The following is a 22,815-nucleotide window of genomic DNA, read 5'->3' on the forward strand; positions in this document are numbered from 1 at the left end:
TTTTTTTCTTCTTATAATGAAATACGGGCCATGAACGTAATATCATCTATTTCCATTAAAAATTGTTTCATGTTGTCTTCTAAGGGTTCATCAAAGCTCAGAACCATGATGGCTTCCCCGCCAGCTTTTTTACGACCTACCTGCATTGTGGCGATATTCACTCCGTGGTCACCAAGGATCTTACCTACGTTACCAATAACACCAGGTTTATCGGTATGCTGGATATAAAGTAAATTCGATTCCGGATGAAAGTCGATTTTGAAATCATTCAAACTAACAATTCGAGAACCGTAATTTTCGATATAAGTTCCACTGATTGTTAATTCACGGTTGTCACCTTTTACTTTAAGGCTGATCAAGTTAGAGTACCCTAAAGAGTCCGTAGAGATTTTTTCACCAACTGTGATGCCACGCTCTTTTGCGATCAGCAGGGCATTCACTTCATTGACGGCTGCATCAACTCTTGATTTGAAGAAACCTGAGATCAGACTTTTTGTCAGAATCGCTGTATCGAAGTCCAATGATTCTCCAGCATACGTAACGGAGATTTCCTGAATTCCTTCTTTCATGCACTGAGAAGCAATGGATCCCATTTGCTGAACAAGTTGATAGAATGGTTGTACCTTTTCAAAGACTTCTTTAGAAATGGCTGGAAGGTTGATGGAACTTGAGACTGGATTTCCTTCGAAATAGGTCAATACTTCTTGGGCAACCTGTACGGCCACATTTAATTGGGCCTCTTTCGTAGATGCACCTAGATGAGGTGTAGCTATGACGCTATCCAGTTCAAGCAGTTTATGGCCAAGTGGAGGTTCTTCGACGAAAACGTCCAGTGCCGCTCCCGCAACATGTCCTTCAACTATCGCTTCATATAAGTCATCTTCATCCAGAATACCGCCACGGGCGCAGTTCAGTACATATATGCCTTTTTTACAGGTAAGCAGTTTTTCTTTATTGATCAATCCTCTAGTTTCATTCGTTAGGGGAGTATGCACAGTAATGATGTCTGCTTTAGGAAGCAATTCATCTAAGGGCAGGGATGTAACGGACATTTTCTTTGCACGATCGGCAGTAAGGAACGGATCGTAGACAATGACATCCATACCAAACACTTTAGCACGTTTGGCAATTTCCCCTCCGATACGTCCAAAGCCGACTATACCCAATGTTTTACCGCGAAGTTCCGTTCCTGTATATGAAGAACGTTTCCACTCCCCATTCTTTAATGAAGCATAAGCTTGCGGAATGTGGCGCATCATGGAAGCCATCATCGCAAATGTATGTTCTGCTGTTGAAATGGTATTTCCGTCGGGTGCATTAACCACGACAATCCCGCGTTTTGTCGCTGCGGGGATGTCTATGTTATCGACGCCGACACCAGCGCGTGCTATGATTTTCAACTGCGGCATACGGTTCATTAAATCTTCCGTTACCTTCGTTGCACTTCTTACAAGTATTGCATCAATCCGATCAAGTTCATTTGCCGCTTCCTCTACTGTCTTCTGAATAAGAAGAATATGGGATGCCTCTGATAGCGGTCCGAGTCCTTCTGGTTTGATGGCATCTGCCACTAAAATCCGATACATGCTAAACACCTTCCTAAGGGAGAGTAATTATCTTAAATTTCAGTTAATTTTACAATTGAAATGGTAATTATGTCAATTTGACTTAAATGGATGTAAGCGCTTAAAACAATAATTATCATCCTGATCGTGTGTGGAAGGCCGCCATAATAATGGCTTCCTCATCGATTGCTTAAAAAAGAAAAATTATTTACATTATTCCGAATCATCATTTTGTATATCCAATTATTGTTTTAAACCTTTTAATCTATAAATGGACATTCACCATGACCATAGATATTCATCCTAACTGTATTTAACAGAGAAAAAATACTTTTCGGTCCTTCCTTATCTTCTCGAGTAGACAAGTACTATGACCTCTGCTCTTCTGACGATTCAGCTGAATACTAAAGAATCCTTTTTTCCTGTTGGATAAAAGCTCAAAACCAAGCTCTGGTAAGCCCAAAGTGGATTACTGGACCAAAGATAAAGTAAGTAAATCTTAGCGGATTTGAGTACCGTAAAAAGCTGATCTTCATATTGGCTTCGAATGCGGCAAGGTGAACTCATGGCATTGCGTAAGAGAAATGTAAGATCTTTGGTCCCACTAATCAATTGGCGGCCAGACAGGAAGTATAGCGATTTATAATGCGGATCAACAGGATAAACAGAAAAAACTTCTGGAGCGATTAAAACGCGTTGTCAGCCGTTTGCCTAAAAGAAAAGGCCTCTGATCAAAGAAAGATACATGCAGGAGGAATCGGAAAATTTGACTGATTGCAACGTGTATTGTTTTAAATTCCAATTACCTATTGCTGAAAAAACATACTCTAAAATTCGTTGGATAAATTATCCTTAAATTAAAACCAAAGGTTAAAGGCGGAAATTTATTTCTTGCTTTTTTAAATTTGCATGATAAAATCAAATAAATTAAGTGGTGGAGAAACGGTAGGTTTTTGGTAGGAAACTTGGTTGGAAAAGCGGGTTTTCAAAGGGGATTAGTGGAAACACATTAAATCGCCTATAAGAATAAACTGCTGATACAAAGCTACTTAACGCACCTTTCGGAAACGAAAGGAAACTAAAAATTTTATAGGTCTATCTTCGGGGCGGGGTGCAATTCCCCACCGGCGGTGATGAAGGAAGTTCTCCTTCTAAGCCCGCGAGCCTTACGGGGCAGGATTTGGTGTGATTCCAAAGCCGACAGTATAGTCTGGATGGGAGAAGATGGAGGTTCCTGAGTGCGTTTCAACAGTCATTTGCTGATACGTTTGTTTGATGTAACCTTTAATTTATCCCTTTAATTCTATTGGAATTAAAGGTTTTTTTATTGAGCATCGACATCATTAAGGAACACTAACCTCTTTTCAGGTAGATCGGAAAAGAAGGAGAGAGAACTATGAAAAAGAATAAAGTGAAAAAAACGGTCACGCTGGCAATGATGGGAAGCATTTCTTATTTATTGATGCTTTTGAATTTTCCGTTTCCAGGATTTCCACCTTTTCTGAATGTTGATTTTAGCGACATACCAGCATTGATGGCGGCATTGATTTTTGGTCCTATGGCAGGAATTCTAGTTGAATTCCTTAAAAACCTATTGGATTTAGTCATGACAGGGACCTTGACAGCTGTACCTGTGGGGCATATTGCTAACTTTATAGCCGGAATACTGTTTGTCTTGCCAACTTATTATGTATTTCAGAAAATCAATTCAAAAAAAGGGATGACGTTCGCTTTACTTGCGGGAACAGTTTCCATGGCAGTATTTATGAGTGTTTTAAACTATTATGTCTTTTTACCGGCTTATACCTTCTTTATGGGATGGGATGCAATGTCGGCACCCGAATCAAGAAAGTTAATCACGACGGCAATCTTGCCTTTCAATGTAATTAAAGGCGTGCTTATAACATCTGTATTCATGTTGTTGTTCATTAAATTACAGGCATGGATCAATAAGCAAACATTATATAAAAATGCTTAATGGCATTTACGATAGAAACATAAAAACAACCGATATCCAAATTCGGTTGTTTTTTATGTCCGTTTAATTTGGCAGGGGAAGATGCAATGAAATTGTCCAAAAAAAAAGCCATTCTCGATTGAAAATGGCTTGTACCTTTATTCGAATTTTAGTGCATCCCCGTCAAATGCCTCATCAGCAACTTTAATAGAATCCGTTGGACATCCTTCAAATGCATCCATCATGTCATCTATAAGTACATCTGGAATTTCAACGATTCCCTCGTTATCGTCAAGGGTAACAAATGCAATCCCTTCGTCATCATAATCATATATATCTGGTGCTGCTGCTCCGCAAGCGCCACAAGCGATGCATGTTTCTTTATCCACAATAGTAAATTTAGCCATGAATATAACCCCTCCTAAGTTGATAGACAACTGATAATCTTTTTATTTCAGATTATTATCTCTTTCTTATTGTAAGACCGAATGCCAAACTTTTCAATAGAAATTGTATTGATAATAACTATCATGTAGCAGGATGTCAACGAAAATCATCGAAATAATTAACATGGCCCTTTCCATGATTCGTCATTTAGTCACATAATTTTCCTTGTATTCATCAATAATAACGGCGGTTTTTGCAGTTTTTTGTTACAATAGGTTTATTGGATAAATGAAACAAGGATGTGAGTCCCATGAATAATTATCTACAGGCAATCATTCTATATGCGATAAAAAAATTTCAAGGTGAACGTTCCATTTATGCTATATACCATATGCTTCAGGGGAAGAAGTCGTCACAAACAATCCAGGATGCCCATTTATTCGGGTTGACGAATATATTTGGGACAATACCACGATTTACCCGTCAGCAGTTAAATCAAAACATTGAACAGTTCCTTGACCATGAATACATAAATCTAACGGATAAATCAGATGCATTTGAAATTAGTATGCAAGGTGAGGGGATGTTAGTCGATTACTTCAATAATAATCCTTTTCCGAATTTTATAAATGGTTGGAAGTATCACAATATCACCCCGGTTTTCTGGGGAAGGTTAAACTTACTCATTCAAACCATATCCCATATTGTCCACAATGAAAGACGTTTTTATCCGATACAAAGAAATCCCAAAATCCAATTTTTCGTAAAGGAATTTTTACATGCCAATCGTCAGGACCGAGAGTTGATTGCGCAACATCTATATGAAGAACTGATATCCCTTTTAGAAAGTCAAAGTGATTTGAAACGAGATGTTTTCATTATGAAATTAACTGGGACAAACAGGATTGGGCTTACGTTTGAACAGATTGCAAAAAGGAAAGATCTAGAAGAAGAGTTTATCCGCTTTACTTTCCTTGACTCGTTGCATCAAATGCTTTCTGAAATGGAAACGGGAACGGATTACCCCCTTTTGTCAACGTTGATCTATGATTGGCAAAGGGGTGAAAATCCTCATTTGACACAATCTACACAAACTACTTTACGATACATCCAAGAAGGGAAAAACCTTGGGGAAATAGCTGAGGTCCGCCGATTGAAAGTCAACACCATTGAGGATCACCTAGTCGAAATTGTCCTATCGGATAAAAGTTTTCCGATTGCCGATTATGTGTCTCTCGACGATGAGAGGGAAATTGCAGCCGCTATTAATGAACTTGGTACGAAAAAGCTTAAGGCCATCAAGCAGATGGTCGATAATAAACAGATAAGCTTTTTCCAGATCAGGCTTGTACTTGCGAAAATAGGTGATGGATGATGAATATAGAACGTGTCCTAAAAGAAAAATTTGGATTTGATGAATTTCGTCCTGGACAAAAAGAAGTGATCGAATCATTGATGTCCGGACGTCATACATTAGCGATGCTACCTACCGGATCCGGTAAATCATTGTGTTATCAGCTGCCGGCTTACCTTTTAAATAAGACTGTCCTAATTGTCTCCCCATTATTATCATTAATGCAGGATCAGGCAGATCAGCTAAAGATGAGTGGCGAAAAAAGCGTATTGACCCTCAATTCTTTTTTGACGCTAAATCAAAAAAGGAAAGCTCTCGATCGTTTACATAGGTATCGTTTTATCTTTTTATCTCCTGAAATGCTAAGTCTTGAGAGTGTACTAAAATCCTTGAAATCGATAGAAATCGGTTTGTTCGTCATAGATGAAGCACACTGTATCTCACAATGGGGTTACGATTTCCGTCCGGATTATTTGAATTTAGGAGAAGTGAGGCGTGAGTTGAACAATCCGTTGACGCTTGCCCTGACAGCAACTGCAACCACTGAAGTCCGAAGGGACATCGTAAGTAAACTCGAAATTGGTCAAGCCGAAGAAATCGTCTCATCTGTTGATCGAGAAAATATTGCAATAATTGTCGAGCGCCTGATCAGTTACGATGAAAAGCTATCCCGTGTACTGGAGCTTGTAAGGAAATTTACAGGGAGCGGTATTATTTATTTTTCATCTAAAAAGGTTGCGGAATCGGTCACTGGGTTTTTACAGGAAAACGGGATTGACAGTGTCAATTATTATCACGGTGGCATGGAACAGGAACAAAGGATGCTCATTCAGCAGCAATTCATTTCTGGTCAGTTGAAAATTATATGTGCAACAAGTGCTTTTGGCATGGGTGTAAATAAATCGGATGTCAGATACGTTATCCATTTTCATATGCCATCCACGATGGAAGCATATCTTCAGGAGATAGGCAGGGCGGGACGAGATCGGAAGCAAAGTGTCGCTGTTTTATTATATTGCGAAGGGGATGAAGGGCTTCCCTTGCATTTGATGGAACAACAGTTACCTACGGATATGCAAATCGAGGGTGTTTGTTCTTTCCTTAATGCTTCACAAAAGGGTTTGGCGAATTTCACCCTATCAGAAAAAGAACAGCTGTCTCAATCTTTTTCTTTGAATGATATCCAACTTCGTTTTTTTACCCAGCTCATTAATGGAACTAAAAATCCTTTAGACCAAATGTCAGAAATGAAAGAGTATTGCCAAAAGAGGAAATCCGGTAATCAAGAAAAGCTGCATAAATTCCTTCATTGGTTATATGCACGTGAATGTCGCCGTATAGGGATACTGCACTACTTTGAAGAAAAGCAGCGAGTAGTGAACCCCATTTGCTGTGATATCTGTGGGATGGATGCCGAAAAAATGGCTGATGTATGGCCGGAAGTTAAGGTTGATCCAGTTAATCCCTTTTCCACGTGGAAAAATGAATTGGCTTTAATCTTATTAAAGAAGGAAAATGGGAATGAAAAATAAGCAAGCTGAATTAATTAAACAACTAACAGACAAGCAGTTGCTATATAATTTGTTTCTTACACAAATTATTCTCTTAACGTTAGCCGCTTTTTTAGGTATTATTTTATTTGAGGACCGTTCTGCTTTTTTCGACTTATTTATCTTTGATGACCTGAATATTTTGCTGATTGGAATTCCCGCTGGAGTCATTGTCTTGTTATTTGACATTTTATTGATGAGAGTGACACCATCTTCCTATCAGGATGATGGTGGTATTAACGAACGCATTTTCAGTAACTTGTCATACCAGATGATTTTTGTCGTTGCTTTAGTGGTAGCGATAAGTGAAGAATTATTATTTCGTGGAGTGTTGCAAACACATTTGGGATTGCTATGGACGAGCCTGATTTTTGCAGCCGTTCATTATCGTTACCTTTTTAATTGGTTTTTATTTTTAAATGTTTTGGTTTTGAGCTTCTTTATCGGTTTTCTATTTGAAATGACTAATAATATCATCGTGACGATTACGGCCCACTTTTTGATTGACTTTATCCTTGGTGTTCTAATCAGGAGCAAAAAGCAAAGAGGGTTGAGCAAGAAAGGGGGTGACTTGAATGAGCCGAGTCCAAAAGAATGAAAAAGAAAACGACCAGGCTGGTGAACTTCGTTCGCGAATTGAACGTCAGAAGGCTAAGTCATCATTGCCCAAGCGCAGTAAAGTCCACCAGAATAAAAAGAAAAAAAGTAAAGTGAAGATTAAGTTTCCAATGATACAATTATTAGCGTTATTTTTTATTTTGCTTCCAATTGGATTTTACAGCCTTTATACATATCTTCAGCATAGACCTGTACATGATACAAAAAGTGACCAAGTCGTCATTGATGAAAATAAGGGAGACGAGGATAAAGAAACGATTCCAACTACAGCAACTGCAGCTGATTTAAAGGAAAAGAAAGAGAAAGCGTCGGCAAAGGCTGAAGCGGAGAAAGAAAAAAAAGAAAAAGAAGAAGCTAAAGCTAAAGCAGAGGAAGAAGAAAAGCGGAAAGTCGCAAAAGAGGAGCAAGCAAAGAAAAAGGCAGAAGAAAAGGCAAAAGCGCAGCAAGTAGCAGAAGAAAAGGCAAAAGCACAGCAAGTAGCAGAAGAAAAGGCAAAAGCACAGCAAGTAGCAGAAGAAAAGGCAAAAGCACAGCAAATAGCTGACGAAAAAGCAAAAGCACAGCAAATAGCTGATGAAAAAGCAAAGAGGGAAGCAGCCGAAAAGAAAGTGGCAGCCGAACGCGTTCAAGACGCGAAACCGAATAAAGATGATTACAAGGTTCTCTTACATACTGTACAAGGTGAGGAAACATTATTCCGCATTTCCATGAACTACTACAAATCACAGGAAGGCATTGCCCTTATCAGGGAGTGGAATGGGCTGAATGGCAATGAAATCTCCAAGGGTCAGGTGTTAAAAATACCGATCAAGAAATAATGATGGCACCCTGTCTTTAGAGGCAGGGTGTTTTTGTTAAATGTTTGGCTTGTTTTTAGTATATAAACTTGACAGGTACTTTATCATTTTTTCCTGGACAGCTTCATATCATGATTTGTAAGAGTAGAGGAGGAAATGCGATGGAATCGACAATCATTTTATTGGATGAAAAAACGGATCAAGCAACAAAACAAATGCTTCAGAATGTTGTGGGTCGAAAAAAAAAGTTCGAGGCTCTTAAAAAGAAGCATCTTCAAAGCTTGTGGGCAACCATGATTGTTGCTGCCCTTTTTTTTGTGTATCTTTATTTTTATATCGTTGTACCTTATTCCTATTCCTTTTTTAGTATGTTTAGTGTTTTCGTCGACCATTTTAGCCATTTCCTTTTTTTGGCGGCCGCCATTGGCCTATATGGATATATGGTATTAATTAAAAAAAAGCTTGATAAAGCAGAAAAGGAGTTTCAGCTTCTTCGCTGCGAAATTATTAATAAAAGCAAGCAGTTATGGGAAAAAGAGGAAGAATGGAAAAATCGACATAAAGTATTTGAAATGATGAAAAAAAATTATGATATTAACTTATATCATGAAAATAAATGAATGATCACGTTAAAAATCATATTTGATTGCGAGTAATTTTGTTTTATGGTTATATGAAGGTAACTCTTGGGATTAGGATGGAAAGAAGGTTTAACAAAGGATGTTATTGGTATCTGGATTACTATTAGTCATCATTTTACTGATAGTTGCCACGATCATTTATATGTGGCGTACGGCTAAGCAAAATAGGCTGATTTTTCAAGATTTATATTTCAAAGACTTTCCTGAAGGGTTTGGCGATATGCGGATTTTCTTCATATCCGATCTTCATCGACGGATCATATCGGATAAATTAATTGAGGGTGCCCGTGACAAGGCAGATTTGGTAATCATAGGCGGGGACATAAGGGAAAGAGGGGTCCCCATAGAACGTGTGGAAAAAAATATATTAAAATTAAAAGAACTTGGTCCCCTTTATTTTGTTTGGGGAAATAATGATTATGAAGGGGATTTCCATGAGCTTGATGCAACTCTTCTGAAGCATGGAGTAAAAATGCTTGATAATACAGCTGTTTCTTTTGAGTCTCAAAATGGCAGCAAAATCGCTCTTCTGGGCATTGATGATATAACGGAGGAACGAGATAGGCTTGACCTTGCTCTGTCGGATTGCGGGAATGAGGCTTTTCGAATTTTGGTGAGTCATAACCCTTTGATAATGAAACAATTGATTCCGGAACACCAGATAGGTCTCGTCCTGTCCGGTCACACGCATGGCGGACAGATCCGCATATTCGGATTAGGGCCCTATAAGATAGGCAGCATTAAAAAGGAGGGGGAGTGTTTGTTTATGACGAGTAATGGTTATGGGACAAGCACAGTCCCTTTAAGGCTTGAGGCTAAGCCGGAAACGCATCTATTCAACCTGAAAAGGGGGACGAGCACGGAGGTGGGCGTTGCGGTGGAGAAGACCTATTAAGCTGCTTTTAATCTAGCATATCTGGATTTTACAGACTTAAAATAATCAACTATAATTTCAACAAATGAACGTACAGTTATTGGAGGCCTTGTAAAACCATGCAAGAAGGTAAATATAATATAAAGGCAGTTTCAAAACTGCTAGACATTCAGCCGGGAACCTTGAGGGCATGGGAAAGGCGCTATAAATTTATCGAACCTGTCAGGAATGAATCAGGGCACAGGCTGTATACAGAAAAACATTTGCAAATCCTAAAATGGCTCATCAATAAAACAGAGCAAGGTTTCACAATCAGCCAGGCCGTTTCACTTCTTGAAAGTACTGGCACTCTAGCGACTGAAGTTCCTGAAATGACCCGTAAGGACGAACAAACGATTAAGTTATCGGATCAATTAATCGAGGCCCTATTGAATTTCAATGAAAATAAAGCACACATGCTGATAAGCCAAGCATTCAGTATGTATACACTCGAACATACCATAGTTGATATACTCGGTTCCATATTGGTTCAGGTAGGGGATAAGTGGGAAAGGGGAGAAATTACTTCCGCCCATGAACACTTTGCTTCGAACATCCTAAAATCCAGGATCAGTTCAGTCATGCATACGATTCCGACTAACGGTTTTCTTCCGAAAGCCCTTACCGTTTGTGCCCCTGGTGAAAAACATGAATTCGGACTGTTGGTCTTTACCGTTTTTTTGAAACGGAAAGGATATGAAACCATTTATTTGGGAGAATCCATCGTCGATAAGGATCTTTTTACTGTTTTAAACATCATAAGGCCCTCATACTTATTCATGTCATGTTCACTGATAGAGAATCTCGATGGAACATTCAGGCTGGTTGAAGCCTTAATAAAGGATTTTCCGGATTTGAAGGTGGGTCTTGGGGGTGCGGCGCTGAGCCTTGTATCCGAAGAAATCCGTACTTCCTTCAGCGGAGTTTTAATGGGGGATACACAATCGGAATGGGAGGAATGGCTGAAAGGTTAGCGGCAGGCTTTGGAGAAATAATGGATATGCACTCTAAGACCAAGGCTTCATATGATGTATGAAGATGGTAACCAGGGGGCATTTTTTTATGAAGCTGGAGCGATTAACTAATAATAAAATCAAGATTTTTTTGACCCTTGATGATTTGATTGATAGAGGTATAACAAAAGAAGATATTTTAGGGAATTCCTTAAAGGTCCACAAGTTATTTCAGGATATGGTCGAAGAAGCGTGCGAAGAACTCAGCTTTAAAATGAGTGGTTCCATTGCAATCGAAATTTTTTCCCTGCCTGCTCAAGGGTTAATAATTATTGTAACGAAGGAAGAAGAGGAGTTATTGACAGACGAAGAGGAATTTTTGGATTTACAGGTGAAAATTGATGACCATCCCCATATTCTGTATGTTTTCGATGATTTTGAAGATATCGTCCAATTATCTCAAAGATTGTCTTTTCAAGGTTTGATAAAGAGTAATCTTTATCATTATGAGGGAAGATACTATTTACTTATCGAAAATATTATAGACGCGACATATGACACGATCATCTCTTTAGCGGCTGAGTATGGCCATGCATCAACACTGACACTCTGCCGCATCAATGAATATGGAACATGTATAATCGAAAATGAAGCGATACATGTTTTGATCTCACACTTTAGTTAGATGTAAACCGAAAGAGACAAGGCAGCCACATAATGGAAAATCAATGCGGGTTGCCTTACTTGTCTCACCTTTCCTGCAGAAGAAAATATATGATAAAAGGGTAAGAAAACAGTTGATATGATAACGTTTTCATTTTTAGAATATTTCCAACTTTTAAATTCCCATTTTAACTCTTGCATAAATATAACGAAGGTGTATACTAGCACATGAAGAGGACTATTTGAAGATTATAATTTGATATATGGATGAGATTTTCTAGGAGGTACTTTTAATGGAATCGGCAAAAGGCAATAGCCATGTAAATGAAGAGGAAAAACACGACGTACTGAGGTCTACCCAAACAGTAATACATAAAGCTTTAGATAAGCTGGGTTACCCGGAAGAAGTTTATGAGCTTTTGAAGGAACCATTGCGTTTATTAACGGTGAAGATGCCAATCCGCATGGATGATGGATCAGTTAAAATTTTCACTGGTTACCGTGCACAGCATAACGATGCTGTTGGGCCTACAAAAGGTGGTATCCGTTTTCACCCAAATGTAACGGAACGTGAAGTGAAGGCATTATCCATTTGGATGAGTTTGAAATGCGGAATCGTTGATTTACCATATGGCGGGGGTAAAGGCGGTATCGTTTGTGATCCTCGTAATATGTCCTTCCGTGAGCTGGAAAGGCTAAGCCGTGGCTATGTTCGCGCAATTAGTCAAATCGTTGGGCCGACTAAAGATATCCCGGCACCTGATGTATTTACAAATTCTCAGATCATGGCTTGGATGATGGATGAATACAGCCGTATGGATGAATTCAACTCACCAGGATTCATTACGGGTAAACCGCTTGTACTTGGTGGTTCTCATGGCCGTGAATCAGCCACTGCCAAGGGTGTAACGATTTGTATCAATGAAGCTGCCAAGAAACGCGGCATTGATATTAAAGGTGCACGTGTCGTCATTCAAGGTTTTGGTAACGCAGGTAGTTTCTTAGCTAAATTCATGCATGATGCAGGTGCTAAAGTTATTGGGATTTCAGATGCATATGGTGCTCTTCATGATCCTGAAGGCTTGGATATCGATTATCTTCTCGATCGGAGAGATAGTTTCGGAACCGTTACGAAATTGTTTAAAAGCACAATTTCAAATAAGGAACTGCTTGAATTAGATTGTGATATTTTAGTTCCGGCTGCAATTGAAAACCAAATCACTGAAGAAAATGCTGCTAATATCAAAGCATCGATCGTTGTCGAGGCAGCAAACGGACCTACAACAATTGAAGCGACACAAATCCTAACGGATCGTGGAATCCTTCTTGTTCCTGATGTTCTTGCTTCTGCTGGTGGAGTAACGGTTTCCTACTTCGAATGGGTACAAAATAATCAAGGATATTACTGGTCTGAAGAAGAAGTGGACGAAAAGCTGGAAAAAATCCTTGTCAAATCTTTTAATAATATATATGAACTTGCACAATCCAGACGTGTTGATATGCGTCTTGCGGCTTATATGATCGGTGTAAGAAAAATGGCTGAAGCTTCACGCTTCCGTGGTTGGATCTAAAAGATTCAGATCATGTATTGATTATAATTAAAATCATGTTCATTGCTTTATCATTGAAATGATTTGTAAAAACTCCTATCATGTATTGATAGGAGTTTTTATTTTTAGACGAACGAATTATATAGTGAATGGAAAGGCAGTGGAGTATAGATGAATGTTGAAGAAGTCATTATCATAGGCGGGGGGCCTTGTGGATTGGCTGCTGCTATCGCTCTTAAAGAAGTGGGAATACAGTCCCTGATCATTGAAAAAGGTAATGTGGTGGATTCCATTTACCGGTATCCAACTCACCAAACATTTTTCAGTTCAAGTGAAAAACTGGAGATTGGTGATACCGCTTTTATTATCGAAAATCGTAAACCGTTCCGTAATCAGGCGCTAGCCTATTATAGGGAAGTGGTCAGAAGGAAAGAATTGCGGATCAATAAATTTGAAAAAGTAGAAAAAGTGGAAAAACGTGAAGATGGGAAATTTTTGGTCAAGACATCAAAAGGTGACTATACTGCTCTACATGTGATCGTATCGACCGGATATTATGATCATCCTAACTATATGTGCATTCCAGGCGAACAGCTTCCTAAAGTGTTTCATTACTTCAAGGAGGGCCACCCCTACTTTAATTGTGATGTTGCAGTCATCGGTGGTAAAAACTCAAGTGTGGATGCGGCACTGGAATTGGTCAAATCAGGCGCAAGAGTTACAGTCCTTTATAGAGGATCGGATTACTCTTCAAAAGTCAAACCATGGATTCTTCCGGAATTTGAATCATTAGTCCGCAATGGAACGATCAAGATGGAGTTTAATGCGAATGTTGATAAGATAACTGAAGATAGTGTCATATATCATGTAGGTGAAGAGGAAAAAGTTGTTAAAAATGATTTTGTGTTTGCCATGACTGGCTACCATCCTGATCATACCTTTTTAGCTTCAATGGGCATAAATATTGATAAGGAGACTGGAAGGCCCGAATATAACGAGGAAACGATGGAAACGAACGTTAAGGGCCTTTATATTGCAGGAGTTCTGGCAGCAGGAAATAATGCGAACGAAATCTTCATTGAAAATGGCAGGTTCCATGGTGGTTTGATTGCCTATCATTTGGCTGTTAAAGAAAAGTGAATGGAATGAAAAAGGAGATGGGTAAATATGGATAAAATAACATTGATAACGACAGGCGGGACTATTGCCAGTAAAGAAACCATTAATGGTATGTTGGCCTCAGGTGCATTGACTGGCCAGGAGTTGGCATCACTTTGCGAATTACCCAACGATATCGAGGTTAAAGTGGTGGATGTTTTCCAGATTTCAAGCATGTCCATGTCCTTTGAGAAAATGCAACAGCTTAAATTAGCCATTCATAAGGAATTGGAAGATCCGGAAGTTACGGGAATCGTTGTGACCCACGGTACGGACACACTAGAGGAAACGGCTTACTTCCTTGATGTCACGAATAAGGATCAACGTCCAATTGTATTAACCGGCTCCCAGCGGTCTCCCCATGACGTGGGAACCGATGTATATTCCAATCTAAGGAATTCAATATTATGCGCTGCGAGTGATTTGCTTAGGGATGTTGGCGTAGTTGTCGTTTTTAATGAGCGGATCTATTCAGCAAAGTATGTTAAAAAAGTCCATGCTTCCAATTTGCAGGGATTCGAATCCTTTGGATATGGATATTTGGGGATAATTGATAATGATGTCGTAAGCATTTATCAAAAACCTTTACATAGGGAGTATTATGAGATTCAGAATTGCATTCCCAGAGTGGATATCATCAAGTGCCACACAGGTGCTGATGGCATCTTTATTGATGCAGCGGTTGCAAATGGTGCAAAAGGCATCGTGCTCGAGGGTGTAGGAAGGGGACAAGGCACCCCTGAAATGGTAACTTCCATACAAAATGTTATCGATAATGGCATTACGGTCGTCATGACAACAAGTGCCGAAGAAGGTAAAGTTTACCCGGCATATGATTATGTAGGCAGCGCATTTGATTTAAAACAGCGCGGCGTGATATTAGGTGCTGATTATGACAGCAAAAAGGCTAGAATTAAGTTAGCTGTCGTGCTGGCAAGCGAAAACTCTGTAGATGAAACCTTCTTTAAGTAAATAAATGCTGGAAGACTTGATTCTTGGATTCAGTTTTTCTTCATTCCGTGGTACGATTAAGGAAAAGAAGAGGAAAAGAGGGTCAGCTAATGCTGGTCATGTTGTCAGCGGCTATTGCGCCAGGGTTGGCGCTACTTAGCTATTTCTATTTGAAAGATCAATATGAAACCGAGCCTATATCGGTTGTTGTCAAAACATTTTTATTCGGTGTCTTTCTGGTTTTGCCGATAATGTTCATACAGTATGTGCTCGAAACGGAACATATCTTGAATACCGACTTAGCTAATGCATTTTTATGGGCTGCACTGCTTGAGGAATTCTTCAAGTGGTTCATTCTCATTTATGTTATTTATCAGCACGTAGCATTCGATGAGCCATATGATGGAATCGTGTACGGCGCTGCAGTCTCCCTTGGATTCGCTACGATGGAGAATATTTTATACCTGCTGGCCAACGGGGTGGAACATGCTTTTCTCAGGGCGGTTCTCCCTGTATCCAGTCATGCTTTGTTCGGTGTGCTCATGGGGTATTATTTGGGCAAGGCGAAATTTTCAGCTTCGAATAATAGGTTCTATTTATTATTGGCATTGGTCATCCCAATTGCTTTACATGGGGTTTATGACTATATTTTAGTTTCCCAAAAATTTTGGGTATACTTCATTATGCCATTTATGATTTACCTATGGTGGTTAGGTATGAAAAAAGTAAAAAAAGCACGTTTGTTGTCTGACTTTCACGCAGAAAAACTTTCTCAAAAACATTTTATTAGCAAATGATAAATACTTCCAAAACGGAGTGCTGGCATATTTTGCCCGCTCCGTTTTTTTATGGTATGGAATAAAAAAGCCAGTTAAGAAGAAAATAGTATTACATTAATTCAAGAAAAAGAGGAGTGTTTTTGATGAAAGGAATTTCGTCAAAATGGAAATGGCTATTGCTGTTTTCGTGTATAACTATTTGTTTCGGAATTTACCCGGAAACAAAAACAAATGCCTTTTCGAGCCAAGTCATTCAAAAAGGTGCGGTTGGTGATGATGTAATTGAAATGCAGGCTCGATTACAAAACATCGGTTACTATAATGGAAAGATTGATGGAGCCTATGGATGGGGAACTTATTGGGCACTTCGAAACTTTCAACAAGATTTCGGGCTTCCTATCGATGGTTTAGCAGGAACTTCAACAAAACAGAAGTTGACCAATGCCTCTAACTTCAATAAAAAATTTGTTCACGAACAGATCAATAAAGGGAACGAGTTCACCTATTATGGGGGGGTTCCCATTGAAAAACAGGTGAAAGTGAAAAGAAATGCAAATGGATCCAAGTCAGGTGGAGGCAATGCCACTTCCGGAAATGCCCCTTCCAAAACGGCGACATCAGCCAATCTTCCGGGAGGATATTCTCAAAACGATATACAGCTGATGGCCAATGCCGTTTATGGAGAGGCACGAGGGGAGCCATATGCAGGTCAGGTTGCTGTTGCAGCAGTAATACTGAATAGGGTGGAAAGTGCAGCTTTCCCGAATACGATTTCAGGAGTAATTTTTGAACCTGGGGCCTTTACGGCTGTTGCGGATGGACAGATTTGGCTGACTCCAAACGAAAGGGCAAAAGAAGCCGTGGTGGATGCCATCAATGGTTGGGATCCAAGCAGTAATGCAGAATATTACTTTAATCCCGATACGGCAACAAGTAAATGGATCTGGTCAAGACAACAAATTAAAAGAATCGGAAAACATATCTTTTGTAAGTAAAGAGGTGAAGGAAAATGATCAGGAATATAGTGATTGCCCTGCTTGTTGTAGTTGTTGCAGGAACTGCATTCTGGGGCTATCAAGAACATAAGGAAAAAAATGCCATATTAATCAACGCGGAAAATACGTATCAGCGAGCCTTTCATGATTTAAGCTACCAAGTAGATTTATTGCACGATAAGGTCGGCGGTACTTTGGCGATGAATTCAAGATATTCATTAAGTCCAGCTTTAACAGATGTTTGGCGTATCACTTCCGAAGCCCAAAGTGATGTAGGGCAATTGCCATTGACCTTGCTTCCTTTTAATAAGACAGAAGAATTTTTATCAAAAATTGCGGACTTCAGTTATAAAACAGCTGTACGTGACCTTGAAAAAGAACCATTGAATGATCAGGAATATTCGACTTTGCAATCCTTGTACACGCAGGCAGGGGACATCCAGGACGAGTTAAGAAGAGTCCAATATCTAGTCCTTAAAAACAATTTAAGATGGATGGATGTCGAAATGGCTCTTGCATCTGGAAAAGAAAATTCAGATAACACGATCATCGACGGATTAAAAACTGTAGAGAAAAAAGTTTCTGGATATGGGGAAACAAATGAGATGAATCCGACGTTTACTACTGCACCACAGAAGGATGAAAACTTCAAAAATTTGCAAGGTGCAACGATTACAAAACAAGAAGCGATTGCGACAGCAAAAAGCTATGCTCATTCAAAAAGCAAAAATTTGAAGGTGAATGTTGAAGAAAACGGCAAAGGTTCCAATTATGGATTTTATAGTGTGAGCATCCTCGATAAGGACTCCGGTACCGAATTAAATATGGATTTAACAAAAAAAGGCGGTTACCCTATTTGGTATATCAATAATAGGGACGTGAACAAAACAAATATTGATTTGAATCAAGCCAATACAAAAGCCATAGATTTTTTAAAGGAACATGATTTCAGTTCACTTGAATTATTTGAAAGTGCTCAGTACGATAATATCGCTTTACTTAATTTCGTATCATCTGAAAATGGAGTCAAAATTTATCCTGAATCAGTCAAGGTCAAAATCGCATTGGATGACGGATCCGTTATAGGATTTTCAGCTGACGAGTATTTAAAATCACATAAAACCAGGGAAATAGGAAATCCGAAAATATCCGAGAAAGAAGCTAAGGACAAAATCAACTTGAATGTGAAAATAATGGAAGAAGGAAAGGCGTTAATCATCAATGATATTGGTGAAGAAGTACTTTGTTATGAATTTCTCGGCACGATTAAAGAGGATACCTACCGTATTTTCATTAATGCAGATACTGGTCAAGAAGAAAAGGTGGAAAAATTAAAGAACTCCGAACCCGTATACGAGAATTTAATTTAAACTGTCAGGATGTTTCATTCATTTAGGGAAATGTGCTCAGTCACTTTCCCTTTTTTTATTTCATGACATAATAAATTAAATGTTTTTTGAATTATATGGGAAAATTCATTGGTAACGTTATGTTGTTTCCTGATATGTTCAAATACGTGCGAATGGTTGTAGCCCTGATATGGCATATATCCAGAACATTCCTGGTGTACTTCCTTTCTCATATACATACGGTTTCGCAATTATACCTGTGGATGGCGCTTACACTAAAATCAGGGAGATCCATTATTTACGTTTAAAAGTAAAGTCACTCGTGTAACGGAGAAAGAGCATGGAGATAAGCTACTGTCCGTCAATTTCTTGGACTGACTAAAAATGAAGTACAGACACTAATGAGATTCATTTTTGAAAAGCAGGTCGATTTAAAGAAAAAAAGGCTTGTAAGTTTGACATGATTGAATGAAAAACAGCTATTCCATCCATACTGCTAATATAAACAGTATGGAAGGTGCGGCTTATGAAAACATTTGAAAGACTATTAATTAAAGTGATAATCATCCAATTAGCCTGCTTATTTTTTTTCCAGTTCCTTTTGAGCAGGGAGGATCAAATCTTTGATTTGACCAAGCTTTCGAGGTATGAAGGTGTCACTAGCAATAATTATACGAAAATCATTGAAACATTCAATGGGACCTCAAAGTAAAAGCGGTGATCCGCTTTTTTTTGTATGAAGATTTTGGGTAAAGGGAAATGATTGATGGATGTATGATCGAGAGATGAACTAGGTGATTTTGAACGTACACTTCCCTTTTATTAATGATTTTCCCGCTAGATGTGATAAAATATAAGGGTACTAAATAATCAGCATGATTGTAGGATTCTTGGGAGGATTTATGGAAAAAAAATTATCAGTTGCAATCGATGGACCAGCTGCTGCTGGAAAAAGCACGGTTGCTAAAATTGTTGCAGAAAAGTTCAATTACATATATGTGGATACAGGTGCAATGTACAGGGCCCTTACCTATAAGGCCATTAACCAACAGATTCGACTGAATGATGAACAAGCACTATCCGAAGTTCTCATCAATACAGATATCGAATTAAGACCAAGTGAAAATGGGCAGTTGGTGTTCGTGGATAATGTGGACGTGACAGCCCAAATCAGAAACAATGAAGTGACTGGTTCTGTTTCGGAGGTGGCAAAGCACCGGAGCATCCGGGAAGAAATGGTTTGCAGGCAGCAAATCTTTGGTGAAAATGGCGGAGTGGTCATGGATGGCAGGGATATCGGAACGCACGTTCTTCCCAACGCCGAAGTAAAAGTATTTCTAGTCGCCTCTGTAGATGAAAGGGCACAGCGGAGACATCAGGAAAATATATTGAAAGGTTTCCCATCCGATATCGAAAAGTTAAGGGAAGAAATTGCAACAAGGGACAAGCTGGACTCGGAACGCGAGGTATCGCCCCTGAAAAAGGCAGTGGATGCCATCGAAATTGATACGACTTCATTATCGATTCAAGAAGTGGCAGAAAGTATCATGTCTTTAATAGAAGAGAGGAAAAGATGAAATTGGATTTTTACACATTTGGCAAAAACGTCGTAAAAGCCGTGTTAATGCCAGCGTATAGGGTTAAGACGCTTGGAAAGGAACATATCCCTAAAAAGGGCGGAGTATTGATTTGTGCCAATCACATTGATAATTTTGATCCGCCTGTAGTTGGCATGACATCTCCAAGGGACATCCATTTCATGGCGAAAGAAGAGTTGTTTCAAGCACCTATTTTAAAGGGGATATTACCCAGAGTAAATGCATTTCCCGTGAAGCGGGGCAATAGCGATCGGGAATCCCTTAGAAAAGGTTTAAAGCTATTGAAAGAGGGCAAGGCTATTGGGCTGTTTCCCGAGGGAACCAGGAGTAAGACAGGTGAATTGGGAGAAGGTTTGGCTGGTGCCGGATTTTTCGCACTGCGATCTGATGCCGTGATCATACCATGTGCGATTATCGGCCCATATAAACTTTTGCGTCCTTTGAAGGTGGTTTACGGACCTCCTATAAATTTTACCGAATATCGGGAACGGAAAATATCAGCTGATGAAGCTACTAAAATCATCATGGAACAAATTGGAAAATTGATTTCCGAGCATAAATAGTTCATGATACTTGACAATTTTCTGATTTTGTTAGAATTTATAAAATAAGGGTATTGTTCCTTATTGGGGATGAAAAGGAATATAACCTTATTACTCTAAAAAAACTGTTTTTATCTTTATTAGGAAAGTGTTTTTATTGAACCACTTTAAATAAAATATGTGGCCGATGAAGAGGAAGTTTGCTGATCAGTCATGGGTTAAGGAGGAGTTAGTAATGACAGAAGATATGAACCAGGTAGAAGTGAACAATTACAAAGTTGGGGATCAAGTTAAAGGTACCGTTTCAAAGGTAGAAGAAAAACAGGTCATTGTCGATTGTGAAAACAGCAAGACAGATGGAATCATTCCTATCAGTGAGTTATCGAGCCTTCATGTCGAAAAGGCGTCAGATGCCGTTTCGGTAGGTGATGTATTGGAGCTGGAAATCATTAAAGTAGAAGAAGAAGCTCTCATTCTATCTAAACGTAAGATTGACGCTCTGAAAGCATGGGATGACCTGGAATTGAAATTTGAAAACGGAGACGTATTTGAGGCTGAAGTTAAAGATGTCGTCAAAGGCGGGCTTGTTGTAGATCTAGGCGTACGTGGTTTTGTTCCAGCTTCTCTAGTAGAAGACTATTTCGTTGAAGACTTTTCTGATTACAAAAACAAAACTTTAACATTCAAGATCGTTGAGCTTGAGAAAGACAAGAATCGCTTAATTCTCTCACATCGGGCAGTCGTCCAAGACCAAAAGGAAAAACAAAAAGCAAACGTTTTGGATAAGATTGAAAGCGGGCAGGTGCTTGAAGGTGTGGTCCAAAGGATTACCGATTTTGGTGCATTCGTGGATATTGGCGGCGTAGATGGTCTTGTCCACATTTCCCAGCTATCCCATCAGCATGTCGAAAAGGCATCCGATGTGGTTTCCGAAGGGGATAATGTGCAGGTGAAAGTGCTATCCATTGATCGTGATAATGAAAGGATTTCACTTTCCATAAAGGATACTCTTCCAGGACCATGGTCAGGAATTGCAGAAAAAGCGGCAAAGGGCTCTACACAAGATGGTATCGTTAAACGCCTTGTTTCTTTTGGTGCATTCGTTGAGATTTTCCCAGGGGTAGAAGGTCTTGTCCATATTTCACAGATCTCGCACAAGCATATTGCAACACCACAAGAAATTCTTAAAGAAGGCCAGTCTGTCGAAGTGAAGGTCCTGGATGTCAATGAAACGGATCAACGTCTATCATTGAGCATTAAAGAACTTGAAGAACCTCAATCCAAATACAACACATCGGATTATGAGCTTCCTGAAGAATCGAAGGGCTTTCAGCTAGGTGAAATGATTGGTGATCAATTGAAAAAACTAAAATAAGATAATAATGGTGAGGGCCTTGGAGAGAGAACAACGAAAATTAGATCATATAGAATTTGCGTTAAAAACAGGTCAGCAGCATAAAACCGGGCTAGAGGATATTTCGTTTATTCACCAAAGCTTACCAGGAATTTCCTTGAATAATGTGAACCTATCAGCGGAAGTTGGCGGACTTGAATTAAGTTCGCCAATTTTTATAAATGCCATGACCGGTGGCGGAGGCCCTGAAACTGAAAAATTGAATGGTGACCTGGCCATTGCTGCCCGGGAAACAGGAATCGCTATGGCGGTTGGATCACAAATGGCAGCCATCAAGGATTCTTGTCAGCAAGACTCCTTTAAAGTGGTAAGACAGGAAAATCCTGATGGGGTGCTGATTGGTAATCTTGGCGGTGAAGCAACAGTCGAACAGGCAAAGCGAGCCAGCGAAATGATCGGGGCAAATGCCCTGCAGATTCATCTTAACGTCATTCAGGAATTGACGATGCCTGAAGGGGATAGGAATTTTGCGGGTACCCTTTCGAGAATAGAGAAAATCAACAGAAGTATCGGAATTCCTGTCATCGTAAAAGAGGTTGGATTTGGGATGAGTAAGGAAACGGTGCAGCAATTACATTCCGTTGGTGTATCGATCATTGATGTAGGCGGGTTTGGCGGAACGAATTTTGCTAAAATCGAAAATGAAAGACGAGCGAAAATACTCGGATATTTTAATGAATGGGGCATACCGACAGCTGCTTCGATAGTCGAAGCCGTTAATGTTTCACCTCAGCTTTCAGTTATTGGATCGGGGGGCATTCAAAGCCCTTTGGAAATTACAAAAAGCCTGGCCTTAGGAGCGAAAGGTGTCGGGTTAGCCGGACATTTCCTCAAGTTGCATAAAGAGTTTGGCCTGGTACAATTGATTAAAGAAATAAACTACATACATGAAGATTTAAAGATCATCATGACTGCACTAGGGTGCGGTAATATCTCAGAATTAAGGAACGCGAAAATAGTCATCAAAGGCAACACCTATCATTGGTTATCTCAAAGAGGCATAAATTGTTCGGCATATGCTAAATGAATTCCACAAAAAGAAGCATCTCAATTGAAACCATTGAGATGCTTCTTTTTGTTC

The 22,815-nt window shown here is 39.3% G+C and carries 22 protein-coding genes and 1 riboswitch; of the genes, 20 read left to right on the forward strand and 2 right to left on the reverse strand.

The genetic code is table 11. From position 1 onward, the window contains the following. Positions 1 to 11 precede the first annotated feature (11 nt). A complete protein-coding gene (serA, locus tag ACFX4X_RS08885; protein WP_061463911.1) occupies positions 12 to 1,586 on the reverse strand; it encodes a phosphoglycerate dehydrogenase in 1,575 nt (524 codons plus the stop codon). Between the two features lie 1,072 nt (positions 1,587 to 2,658). Then, a riboswitch (FMN riboswitch) is annotated at positions 2,659 to 2,795 on the forward strand. Positions 2,796 to 2,961: 166 nt separating this feature from the next. Here serA and ACFX4X_RS08890 point away from each other — a divergent pair. Beyond that, on the forward strand, positions 2,962 to 3,543 hold the full coding sequence (locus ACFX4X_RS08890) for an ECF transporter S component (RefSeq protein WP_061463910.1): 582 nt from the start codon (positions 2,962 to 2,964) through the stop codon (positions 3,541 to 3,543). 137 nt (positions 3,544 to 3,680) lie between these two features. On the opposite strand, the gene ACFX4X_RS08895 is transcribed toward ACFX4X_RS08890, so the two are convergent. Then, complete coding sequence (locus ACFX4X_RS08895; RefSeq protein ID WP_034308087.1) at positions 3,681 to 3,929, reverse strand: ferredoxin; 249 nt, start codon at positions 3,927 to 3,929, stop codon at positions 3,681 to 3,683. 290 nt (positions 3,930 to 4,219) lie between these two features. Here ACFX4X_RS08895 and ACFX4X_RS08900 point away from each other — a divergent pair, with 290 nt between their 5' ends. From ACFX4X_RS08900 to fni, 19 genes are all read left to right on the forward strand, one after another. After that, entirely contained in the window at positions 4,220 to 5,284 is a 1,065-nt protein-coding gene (locus ACFX4X_RS08900) for a YpbB family protein (RefSeq protein ID WP_284470296.1), read from the forward strand. Then, on the forward strand, positions 5,284 to 6,795 hold the full coding sequence (locus ACFX4X_RS08905) for a RecQ family ATP-dependent DNA helicase (protein WP_284470297.1): 1,512 nt from the start codon (positions 5,284 to 5,286) through the stop codon (positions 6,793 to 6,795). The genes ACFX4X_RS08900 and ACFX4X_RS08905 overlap by 1 nt, the downstream gene beginning before the upstream one ends. Next, entirely contained in the window at positions 6,785 to 7,411 is a 627-nt protein-coding gene (locus ACFX4X_RS08910) for a CPBP family intramembrane glutamic endopeptidase (protein WP_089364800.1), read from the forward strand. The genes ACFX4X_RS08905 and ACFX4X_RS08910 overlap by 11 nt, the downstream gene beginning before the upstream one ends. Further along, positions 7,389 to 8,249: a LysM peptidoglycan-binding domain-containing protein gene (locus ACFX4X_RS08915; protein ID WP_377382998.1), complete on the forward strand. Its 861-nt coding sequence runs from the start codon at positions 7,389 to 7,391 to the stop codon at positions 8,247 to 8,249. Before ACFX4X_RS08910 ends, ACFX4X_RS08915 begins: the two co-directional genes overlap by 23 nt. 140 nt (positions 8,250 to 8,389) lie before the next feature. Then, complete coding sequence (locus ACFX4X_RS08920; protein ID WP_284470299.1) at positions 8,390 to 8,848, forward strand: YpbF family protein; 459 nt, start codon at positions 8,390 to 8,392, stop codon at positions 8,846 to 8,848. Between the two features lie 100 nt (positions 8,849 to 8,948). Beyond that, complete coding sequence (locus ACFX4X_RS08925) at positions 8,949 to 9,764, forward strand: metallophosphoesterase (protein ID WP_284470300.1); 816 nt, start codon at positions 8,949 to 8,951, stop codon at positions 9,762 to 9,764. 98 nt (positions 9,765 to 9,862) lie between these two features. Further along, positions 9,863 to 10,756 carry a MerR family transcriptional regulator gene (locus ACFX4X_RS08930; protein ID WP_377383000.1) on the forward strand — a complete coding sequence of 298 codons (894 nt, stop codon included), beginning with the start codon at positions 9,863 to 9,865 and terminating at the stop codon, positions 10,754 to 10,756. 88 nt (positions 10,757 to 10,844) lie between these two features. Next, positions 10,845 to 11,420 carry a genetic competence negative regulator gene (locus tag ACFX4X_RS08935; RefSeq protein WP_284470302.1) on the forward strand — a complete coding sequence of 192 codons (576 nt, stop codon included), beginning with the start codon at positions 10,845 to 10,847 and terminating at the stop codon, positions 11,418 to 11,420. A 271-nt stretch (positions 11,421 to 11,691) separates the two neighbouring features. Then, entirely contained in the window at positions 11,692 to 12,969 is a 1,278-nt protein-coding gene (locus ACFX4X_RS08940; RefSeq protein WP_061463901.1) for a Glu/Leu/Phe/Val family dehydrogenase, read from the forward strand. A 150-nt stretch (positions 12,970 to 13,119) separates the two neighbouring features. After that, entirely contained in the window at positions 13,120 to 14,088 is a 969-nt protein-coding gene (locus tag ACFX4X_RS08945) for a YpdA family putative bacillithiol disulfide reductase (protein ID WP_377383003.1), read from the forward strand. Positions 14,089 to 14,115: 27 nt separating this feature from the next. Next, positions 14,116 to 15,078: an asparaginase gene (locus ACFX4X_RS08950; protein ID WP_061463899.1), complete on the forward strand. Its 963-nt coding sequence runs from the start codon at positions 14,116 to 14,118 to the stop codon at positions 15,076 to 15,078. An 89-nt stretch (positions 15,079 to 15,167) separates the two neighbouring features. Then, positions 15,168 to 15,854 (forward strand): glutamic-type intramembrane protease PrsW, encoded by a 687-nt coding sequence (prsW, locus tag ACFX4X_RS08955; protein WP_089364793.1) that lies wholly within the window; start codon positions 15,168 to 15,170, stop codon positions 15,852 to 15,854. 125 nt (positions 15,855 to 15,979) lie between these two features. Continuing rightward, positions 15,980 to 16,831 carry a spore cortex-lytic enzyme gene (gene sleB, locus ACFX4X_RS08960; protein ID WP_284470304.1) on the forward strand — a complete coding sequence of 284 codons (852 nt, stop codon included), beginning with the start codon at positions 15,980 to 15,982 and terminating at the stop codon, positions 16,829 to 16,831. A gap of 14 nt (positions 16,832 to 16,845) precedes the next feature. Continuing rightward, positions 16,846 to 18,201 (forward strand): germination protein YpeB, encoded by a 1,356-nt coding sequence (ypeB, locus tag ACFX4X_RS08965; RefSeq protein ID WP_377383006.1) that lies wholly within the window; start codon positions 16,846 to 16,848, stop codon positions 18,199 to 18,201. A gap of 505 nt (positions 18,202 to 18,706) precedes the next feature. After that, a complete protein-coding gene (locus tag ACFX4X_RS08970) occupies positions 18,707 to 18,892 on the forward strand; it encodes a YpfB family protein (RefSeq protein ID WP_061463895.1) in 186 nt (61 codons plus the stop codon). 190 nt (positions 18,893 to 19,082) lie between these two features. Beyond that, entirely contained in the window at positions 19,083 to 19,757 is a 675-nt protein-coding gene (cmk, locus tag ACFX4X_RS08975) for a (d)CMP kinase (protein ID WP_061463894.1), read from the forward strand. A 2-nt stretch (positions 19,758 to 19,759) separates the two neighbouring features. Further along, positions 19,760 to 20,341 carry a lysophospholipid acyltransferase family protein gene (locus ACFX4X_RS08980; RefSeq protein WP_284472035.1) on the forward strand — a complete coding sequence of 194 codons (582 nt, stop codon included), beginning with the start codon at positions 19,760 to 19,762 and terminating at the stop codon, positions 20,339 to 20,341. 214 nt (positions 20,342 to 20,555) lie between these two features. Then, entirely contained in the window at positions 20,556 to 21,695 is a 1,140-nt protein-coding gene (gene rpsA, locus ACFX4X_RS08985) for a 30S ribosomal protein S1 (protein ID WP_061463893.1), read from the forward strand. Between the two features lie 19 nt (positions 21,696 to 21,714). Continuing rightward, complete coding sequence (gene fni, locus ACFX4X_RS08990; protein WP_377383008.1) at positions 21,715 to 22,761, forward strand: type 2 isopentenyl-diphosphate Delta-isomerase; 1,047 nt, start codon at positions 21,715 to 21,717, stop codon at positions 22,759 to 22,761. Positions 22,762 to 22,815 lie beyond the last annotated feature (54 nt).

The organism is Peribacillus sp. YIM B13481 (genome assembly GCF_042787985.1).
Lineage (GTDB): Bacteria > Bacillota > Bacilli > Bacillales > DSM-1321 > Peribacillus > Peribacillus simplex_A.

Coding starts and splice junctions, on each gene's coding strand:
- serA (WP_061463911.1), bottom strand. CDS start 1,586: ATGTATCGGATTTTAGTGGCAGATGCCATCAAACCAGAAGGACTCGGA.
- ACFX4X_RS08890 (WP_061463910.1), top strand. CDS start 2,962: ATGAAAAAGAATAAAGTGAAAAAAACGGTCACGCTGGCAATGATGGGA.
- ACFX4X_RS08895 (WP_034308087.1), bottom strand. CDS start 3,929: ATGGCTAAATTTACTATTGTGGATAAAGAAACATGCATCGCTTGTGGC.
- ACFX4X_RS08900 (WP_284470296.1), top strand. CDS start 4,220: ATGAATAATTATCTACAGGCAATCATTCTATATGCGATAAAAAAATTT.
- ACFX4X_RS08905 (WP_284470297.1), top strand. CDS start 5,284: ATGAATATAGAACGTGTCCTAAAAGAAAAATTTGGATTTGATGAATTT.
- ACFX4X_RS08910 (WP_089364800.1), top strand. CDS start 6,785: ATGAAAAATAAGCAAGCTGAATTAATTAAACAACTAACAGACAAGCAG.
- ACFX4X_RS08915 (WP_377382998.1), top strand. CDS start 7,389: ATGAGCCGAGTCCAAAAGAATGAAAAAGAAAACGACCAGGCTGGTGAA.
- ACFX4X_RS08920 (WP_284470299.1), top strand. CDS start 8,390: ATGGAATCGACAATCATTTTATTGGATGAAAAAACGGATCAAGCAACA.
- ACFX4X_RS08925 (WP_284470300.1), top strand. CDS start 8,949: ATGTTATTGGTATCTGGATTACTATTAGTCATCATTTTACTGATAGTT.
- ACFX4X_RS08930 (WP_377383000.1), top strand. CDS start 9,863: ATGCAAGAAGGTAAATATAATATAAAGGCAGTTTCAAAACTGCTAGAC.
- ACFX4X_RS08935 (WP_284470302.1), top strand. CDS start 10,845: ATGAAGCTGGAGCGATTAACTAATAATAAAATCAAGATTTTTTTGACC.
- ACFX4X_RS08940 (WP_061463901.1), top strand. CDS start 11,692: ATGGAATCGGCAAAAGGCAATAGCCATGTAAATGAAGAGGAAAAACAC.
- ACFX4X_RS08945 (WP_377383003.1), top strand. CDS start 13,120: ATGAATGTTGAAGAAGTCATTATCATAGGCGGGGGGCCTTGTGGATTG.
- ACFX4X_RS08950 (WP_061463899.1), top strand. CDS start 14,116: ATGGATAAAATAACATTGATAACGACAGGCGGGACTATTGCCAGTAAA.
- prsW (WP_089364793.1), top strand. CDS start 15,168: ATGCTGGTCATGTTGTCAGCGGCTATTGCGCCAGGGTTGGCGCTACTT.
- sleB (WP_284470304.1), top strand. CDS start 15,980: ATGAAAGGAATTTCGTCAAAATGGAAATGGCTATTGCTGTTTTCGTGT.
- ypeB (WP_377383006.1), top strand. CDS start 16,846: ATGATCAGGAATATAGTGATTGCCCTGCTTGTTGTAGTTGTTGCAGGA.
- ACFX4X_RS08970 (WP_061463895.1), top strand. CDS start 18,707: ATGAAAACATTTGAAAGACTATTAATTAAAGTGATAATCATCCAATTA.
- cmk (WP_061463894.1), top strand. CDS start 19,083: ATGGAAAAAAAATTATCAGTTGCAATCGATGGACCAGCTGCTGCTGGA.
- rpsA (WP_061463893.1), top strand. CDS start 20,556: ATGACAGAAGATATGAACCAGGTAGAAGTGAACAATTACAAAGTTGGG.